General features: G+C 66.4%; 5 protein-coding genes. All 5 read right to left on the bottom strand.

What is annotated here, in order from left to right:
• Nucleotides 1-38: 38 nt before the first annotated feature.
• From dapA to A9974_RS03505, 5 genes are read right to left on the bottom strand one after another with little or no spacing between them, the layout of a single operon-like run.
• A complete protein-coding gene (dapA, locus tag A9974_RS03525) occupies nt 39-941 on the bottom strand; it encodes a 4-hydroxy-tetrahydrodipicolinate synthase (protein ID WP_183002769.1) in 903 nt (300 codons plus the stop codon).
• A gap of 36 nt (nt 942-977) precedes the next feature.
• Complete coding sequence (locus A9974_RS03520) at nt 978-2,753, bottom strand: ABC transporter permease subunit (RefSeq protein WP_183002768.1); 1,776 nt, start codon at nt 2,751-2,753, stop codon at nt 978-980.
• Between the two features lie 4 nt (nt 2,754-2,757).
• Complete coding sequence (locus A9974_RS03515) at nt 2,758-3,846, bottom strand: ABC transporter ATP-binding protein (RefSeq protein ID WP_183002767.1); 1,089 nt, start codon at nt 3,844-3,846, stop codon at nt 2,758-2,760.
• A gap of 22 nt (nt 3,847-3,868) precedes the next feature.
• Entirely contained in the window at nt 3,869-4,951 is a 1,083-nt protein-coding gene (locus tag A9974_RS03510; protein WP_183002766.1) for an ABC transporter substrate-binding protein, read from the bottom strand.
• A 46-nt stretch (nt 4,952-4,997) separates the two neighbouring features.
• The gene (locus tag A9974_RS03505) at nt 4,998-6,425 is read right to left on the bottom strand and encodes an FAD-binding oxidoreductase (RefSeq protein WP_183002765.1); all 1,428 of its coding nucleotides are present in this window, start codon (nt 6,423-6,425) and stop codon (nt 4,998-5,000) included.
• Nucleotides 6,426-6,479 lie beyond the last annotated feature (54 nt).

Here is a 6,479-nt window from a genome sequence, read left to right as displayed (position 1 = left end):
CCCCGACACCGCCACGCGCGGCTTAAGAACTCAATCTTTCAAACGCCCTCAAACTCAGCCAACAACGGCCGAACCACAGCCCGCAAAGCCGCCTGCAACTCAGCCCCCGGCTCCACCAACGGATCCAAAACACAAGGCGAATCGACGCCGATGAGATCCATTACAGACTTCATCGGTCCGGGATTCGTTTCCGCGAATGCCAGGTTCATCAGAGGGATCAGGCGGCGGTGCAGCAGCATCGCGTCTTGTGTGCGGCCTTCGGCCGCCAGGTCGTAGACCTTGCGCCAGGCCTTGGGCAGCAGGCTTGCCGTCACCACGATGCCGCCGCGCGCGCCGGCGGCCAGGTGGACGGGGAGCAGTGTGTCTTCGCCGCTGAAGACGGCGAACGATTCGTCCACGCCGGCTACCGTGCGCAAGAAGTGGTACATGTCCGTATTGCACGCCTTCATGCCGATGATATTCGGGTGGCGCGACAGTTCGTGCAGGATTTCCGGCGCGATCGCGATGCGGGTGCGATACGGGATTTCGTAGATCATCACCGGCAGCGGCGATGCGTCCGCGTAGCGCAGGAAGTACTCGCGGATGCCGGCCTGGGTCGGGGTCGTGTAGTAGGGCGTCAGCACCATCAGCGCGTCGGCGCCCGCGTCGGCGAATTCGCGGCCGGCTTGCAGGGCATCGTGAAAGCCCGGGTCCAGCACGCCAGGGATGACCGGCACGCGGCCGGCCACGGCGTCGACCGTCAGCTTGCACATGCGGATGCGCTCGGCGCGGGCCAGCGCGCCGTATTCACCCGTGCCGCCCAGCGGCACGATGCCGTCGATGCCTTGCTTGAGCAGGTAGGCGATCAGGGCCTGGGCGGCCGGGGCATTGATCGTGTCGTCGGCGTTGACCGGGGTGGGAATCGCGGGGAACACGCCGCGCAGATGGCTTGCATTCAACATGGAAGAAATCCTGATAAAGGGAAACGGCGCCGCGCGTCAGCCCGTCAGGCTGCGGCGGCGCAGCCGGTCGGCGAGCCAGATCAGCGCGGCGATGAAGATAAAGAGGCAGGTGGATACGGCGGCGATCACCGGGGATATCTGCAGCGTCACCTCGTCCCAGAATTGCTTGGGCAGGGTGGCGTTCAGGCCGCCAGAAGCGAACAGCGCGATCGTCAGCTCGTCGAAGGAGGTCGCGAACGCAAACAGGAACGACGACATGAGGCCTGCGCCCAGGATCGGGAAGGTGACGAAGCGCAGCGTCGACCAGGGGCCCGCGCCCAGGCTCTGCGCCGCCAGGTCCAGGCGTGTGTCGTAGTTGCGCAGTACCGCCATCATGGTGATCACCACGTACGGCACTGCCACGACCGTATGCGCCAGGATCAGGCCAATGGTCGAACCGACCAGGCCGACGCGGGCGAAGAAATAAAACATGCCCACCGCGATGATCATGCGCGGCACCACGATAGGCGACAGCACGAAGGCCAGCATGGCGGACTTGCCGCGCATGTCGGCGCGTACCAGCAGGAAGGCGGCCGGCGTGCCGATCAGCATGGCCAGCAGGCCGGTGCCCACCCCCACGATCAGCGAGCGCGTGATGGCTTGCATCCACACCGGCGACGTGAACATCTGCTCGTACCATTGCAGCGAAAAGCCCTTGGGCGGCCAGGTCAGGCCGGAACCTGAATCGAACGACAGCGGGATCATCAGGAACGCGGGGGCGGACAGGAAGGCCAGCACCGCCAGCACGATCCACCACAGGGTGCGCGATTGGCCGGTGCCGGACACCGAGCGGCGCAGGCGCTTGGGCAGCAGCGAGAACAGGCGGTCGGACAGCGCGGCCAGCAGGTCGAGCAGGGCTTCGCCTGCACGGTGCAGCAGGCCGGGTCTGGCGGCCGCGCGGGGGCGGGACGCGCCGCCGCCGGTCATGGTCGACAGGCCCAGTATCTTGTCGTACAGCGCGAAGACCGCCAGCACCACCACCAGCAGCAGCACAGACACCGCGCCGGCGAATTCCCAGTTCATGGTCTGCTGGACCTGATCGATGATGATCTGGGTGATCATCGTTTCCTTGCGGCCGCCCAGCAGTGCCGGAGTAATGAAAAAGCCGATGGCGGTGACGAACACCATGATGGCCGCGGCCGCCACACCGGGCATGGACAGCGGGAAGTAGATCTTCCAGAACGCGGTGCCGGGGCGTGCGCCCAGGGTGGAGGCGGCGCGCGGCAGGTTGCGGTCGATGTTCTCCATGACCGACAGCATCGTCAGCACGGCCAGCGGCATCAGCGCATGCACCATGCCGACCAATACGCTGCCGAAGTTATAGAGCAGGTTGGCCGGCGCATCCAGGATGCCCAGCGCCTGCAGCAACTGGTTGACCACGCCGTTGCGGCCCAGCAGCACGACCCAGGCGAAGGTGCGCACCAGGAAGCTGGTCCAGAACGACAGCAATACCCAGAACAGCAGTGACGTCTTGCGCCTGGCCGACAGGCTGGAGATCAGGTAGGCGACCGGGTAGCCGGCCACCACGGAAAAGAAGGTCGTCCACAGCGAGATCTTCAACGTGATCAGCAGCACGTTGACGTACACCGACGACTCGAACAGGCGGTGGTATTGGGCCAGCGAGAAGCCCTGATCGCCGTAGAAGCTCAGCAACAACAACTGGCCGACCGGATAGATCAGTAGCACCAGCAGCAGGATCACCAGCGGCGCGGCCATCAGGAAGTGGCGGTGACCCTGGCTCATGCGCTTGCGGGGAGGGGCGAGGGAGCTCATGGGGTCACTCCGCAATGGCGACCGCGTCGGTCGCCTGCCAGGCTACCGACAGCGGCTGGCCGATGGTGTATTGCTCGGCCTGGCGGCGCGTGGGGTAGGCGACGACGAACGGGGCGCTGTCGGGCACGCCCGAGTCCAGATACAGCTTGGTCAGGCTGCCCGTCACCATCACGTCGAGCAGCTTGCCGGTCAGGGCTTGGCCATGAGTGCCGGCGGGGCCGGCCTGCAGGTTCTGCGGTCGCAGCATCAGCGTGACTTTCTGGCCGATCTTGGTGGCGGCGCCGTTGGACAGGGCCTGGCCGGTGACGCCCTGATGCGCCAGCTTGACCGTCAGCATGTCGCCGTCGACGGCCGTGACCTCGCCCTTGAGCAGGTTGGATTCGCCCAGGAAGTCGGCCACGAACAGGGTGCGCGGCCGGAAGTACAGGTCGGCTGGCGTGCCCAGCTGTTCGATCGCGCCGCCGTTCATCAGGCAGATGCGGTCGGACATGGTCATGGCCTCTTCCTGGTCATGCGTCACGTAGACGATGGTGGTGCCCAGTTCGCGGTGGATGCGCTTGATTTCCAGCTGCATCTGGTCGCGCAGCTTCTTGTCCAGCGCGCCCAGCGGTTCGTCCATCAGGATGATCGCGGGGCGGTAGACCATGCAGCGCGCCAGCGCGATGCGCTGCTGTTGTCCGCCGGACAGTTCGCGCGGCAGGCGTGCGCCGACATGGGGCAAGCGCACCATGTCCAGCGCTTCCTGCGCACGGCGTTTCGCTTCGGCCGCCGGCACCTTGCGCATCTTCAGCGGAAAGGCGATATTTTCCAGGATGGTCATGTGCGGGAACAGCGCGTAGTTCTGGAACACCATGCCGATATCCCGTTCGTACGGCGCGCCGTAGGTGACGTCGTTGCCGTCGATCAGCACGCGGCCCTCGTCGGGCCGGGCCAGGCCTGCGATCAGGCTCAGCAGCGTGGTCTTGCCGGACCCGGACGGGCCCAGCAGGGTCAGGAATTCGCCGCGGGCGACATCCAGGTGGGTGGGTGCCAGGGCGACGAAGTCGCCATAGCGTTTGCCCAGGCCCGAGATTTGCAGATTGGAAGAAGACATGGTGTTCGGCGTATGCAAAGAATTACTTCAAGACCCAGCCGTTGAAGCGCTCGAGCACGTCGCGCTGCTTGTCCAGCCAGTACGCGGCGTTGATGTGCAGGCCGGTCTTGATGTTGTCGGGGTGGGTGGGGCAGTTGCGCGCCACGTCGGCCTTGATGTAGTCAAACGCGGCGGGCTGGGTCACGCCGGCGGCGAAATATTCGACCAGCGCGGCCTGGCGTTTGGGGTCCGAGGCAAACTTGATGAACTCGCGGCAGGCGTCGGCGTTGGGCGTGCCCTTCAGGATCGACCAGTTGTCGCAGCCCCAGATGTTCTGGTCCCACACGATCTGCACCGGGGCACCGTTGGCGATGGCCGATTGCGCGCGCGAGACCCAGGTGGCGATCATGTCGACTTCACCGGACCCCAGCATCTGCTCGACCTGAGCGCCGGTGTTCCACCACACGTCGACGGACGGCTTGACCTTGTCCAGACTGGCCAGGGCGCGATCGATGTCGCAGGGGTACACCTTGTCGGTCGGCACACCGTCGGCCATCAGCGCTTCTTCAATGGTGTCGAACGGATGCTTGCGCAGGCCGCGCCGGCCCGGGATGTTCTTGACGTCCCAGAAATCGGCCCACGAAGCGGGGGCGCGGCGCCCCTTGAAGGCGTCGGTGCGATAGGCCAACACGGTGGTGTAGACGTTGTTGCCGACCCCGTAGGGCGACATGTATTGCTGGGGGATGGTGGCGACGACCGGATCGGATTCCAGGCCATGTTTTTCCAGGTAGACCTTGCCGCCTTCGGTGAGCATCAGGATGGCGGGTTGGCTGATCTTGGCCATGTCCCAGGTGTAGTTGCCGGTGTCCACCATGCTGCGGATCTGCGCGGTGGGCTCGGCGTTGGCCTGCACGCCCACCACCTGGATGCCGGTGGCGTCCGTGAACGGCTTGTAGAACACGGCGCCGTAGGCCTTGCTGTAGATGCCGCCGTCATCGCGCACGACGATGCGCTTGGAGGCCGCGCGCGACGGTGTCCAGATCATCGGCATGGCCAGGGCGGCGACGCCGGCGGCGGCGGTTTTGAGCGCGCTGCGGCGCGAGGCGTTGTGCGGGGTGGATTTCATGGAAGGGCTCCAGCGGGGCGGGGACGGCGGGACAGGACGGGCGGCTTCAGGGCAGCAAGCGACCGGGATTGAAGAGAGCAGCGGGGTCGAAGCTGGCTTTCAGCGTGCGCATCATGGCCAGTTCGACCGGCGACTTGTAGTGCGCCATTTCGGCCAGCGAGGTACGGCCCACGCCATGCTCGGCGCTGAAGGTGCCCCCCAGCGCGTCGGCCACATCATTGACGGCGCGGCGGATGGCGGCCGCCATCGCGTCGCGTTCGGGCAGCGCGTGCCAGGCGTCGAACGTGAAGAATGGAATGAAGTGCACGTTGCCGTCGCCCAGGTGGGCCACGATCAGGATGGGCAGGTCAGGCACCAGGCGGCGCACGGCGTCTGTGGCGGCGGCGATGAACCGCGGCACGCTCGAGACCGGCACGGCGCTGTCGGTCGTCAGGCCCACGCCGGCCTTCTTGTTGCCTTCCGAGACGCTGTGGCGCACTTCCCAGAGCGCCGCACGCTGGCTGTCGTTGCTGGCCACCACGGCATCGTGCAGCAGGCCCTGTTCGGACGCCTGCTCCAGGATCTGTTGCAGCACGTCCTGCAGTTCCGGGCCGCTGCCGGTGTCCGACAGCTCCACCAGCACATGCCAGGGATGCTCGCCGGCCAGGGGATTCCTGCGGCCGGGCACGTGGGTCATGACGATATCCAGCTGGTTGCTGTCGATCATTTCAAAGGCCGACAGGCGCGCGCCGCATTGCTGCTGGAACAGGCCCAGGATGTCCAGGGCGGCCTGCGGATCGGCGGGCGCGAGCCAGGCGATGGCGTGGCGGGTGGGCAGCGGGTGCAGTTTCAAGACGGCCGCGGTGACGATGCCCAGGGTGCCTTCGGCGCCGATGAACAGGTGCTTCAGGTCGAAGCCCGTATTGTTCTTGCGCAGGGCGGTCAGGCCGTTCCAGATGGATCCGTCGGGCAGCACGACTTCCAGGCCCAGGATGTTGTCGCGCGTGTTGCCGTAGCGCAGCACGCCCGTGCCGCCCGCGTTGGTGGCGATGGTGCCGCCGATCTGGCACGAGCCCTCGGCGCCCAGGCTGATGGGATACAGGCGGCCATGTTCCGCGGCAGCTTGCTGCACAGTGGCCAGCACGCAGCCGGCTTCGACTTCCATCGAGTTGTTGGCGGGGTCCACGCGGCGGATCTGGCGCAGGCGCGACAGGTTGACGATGACGGGCGGCGGGCCTGCCTCGTCCGGCACCGCGCCGCCGCACAGGCTGGTGTTGCCGCCTTGCGGCAGCACGGGGGTGGCGTGGGCGTTGCACAGGCGCACGATCTCGGCGACCTGCTGGGTAGAGCCTGGCAGGGCCACGCAAAGCGCCGCGCCCTTGTAGCGGCCGCGCCAGTCTTCGGTGTAGCCGGCCATGTCGGCGTCGGCGCGCAGGATCGCGCTATCGCCCAAGGCCTGGATAAGCGCATCGAGCAGGGAGGTGCCTGTGGTCATGTCTGTCATCCCGTGGGGATCGGAGGGTTGGAACCCGATCACGTTGAGACACAG

It is taken from the genome of Achromobacter sp. UMC71 (assembly GCF_014170305.1).
Classification (GTDB): domain Bacteria; phylum Pseudomonadota; class Gammaproteobacteria; order Burkholderiales; family Burkholderiaceae_B; genus Achromobacter.
This window is presented reverse-complemented; position numbering and strand designations above follow the sequence as displayed.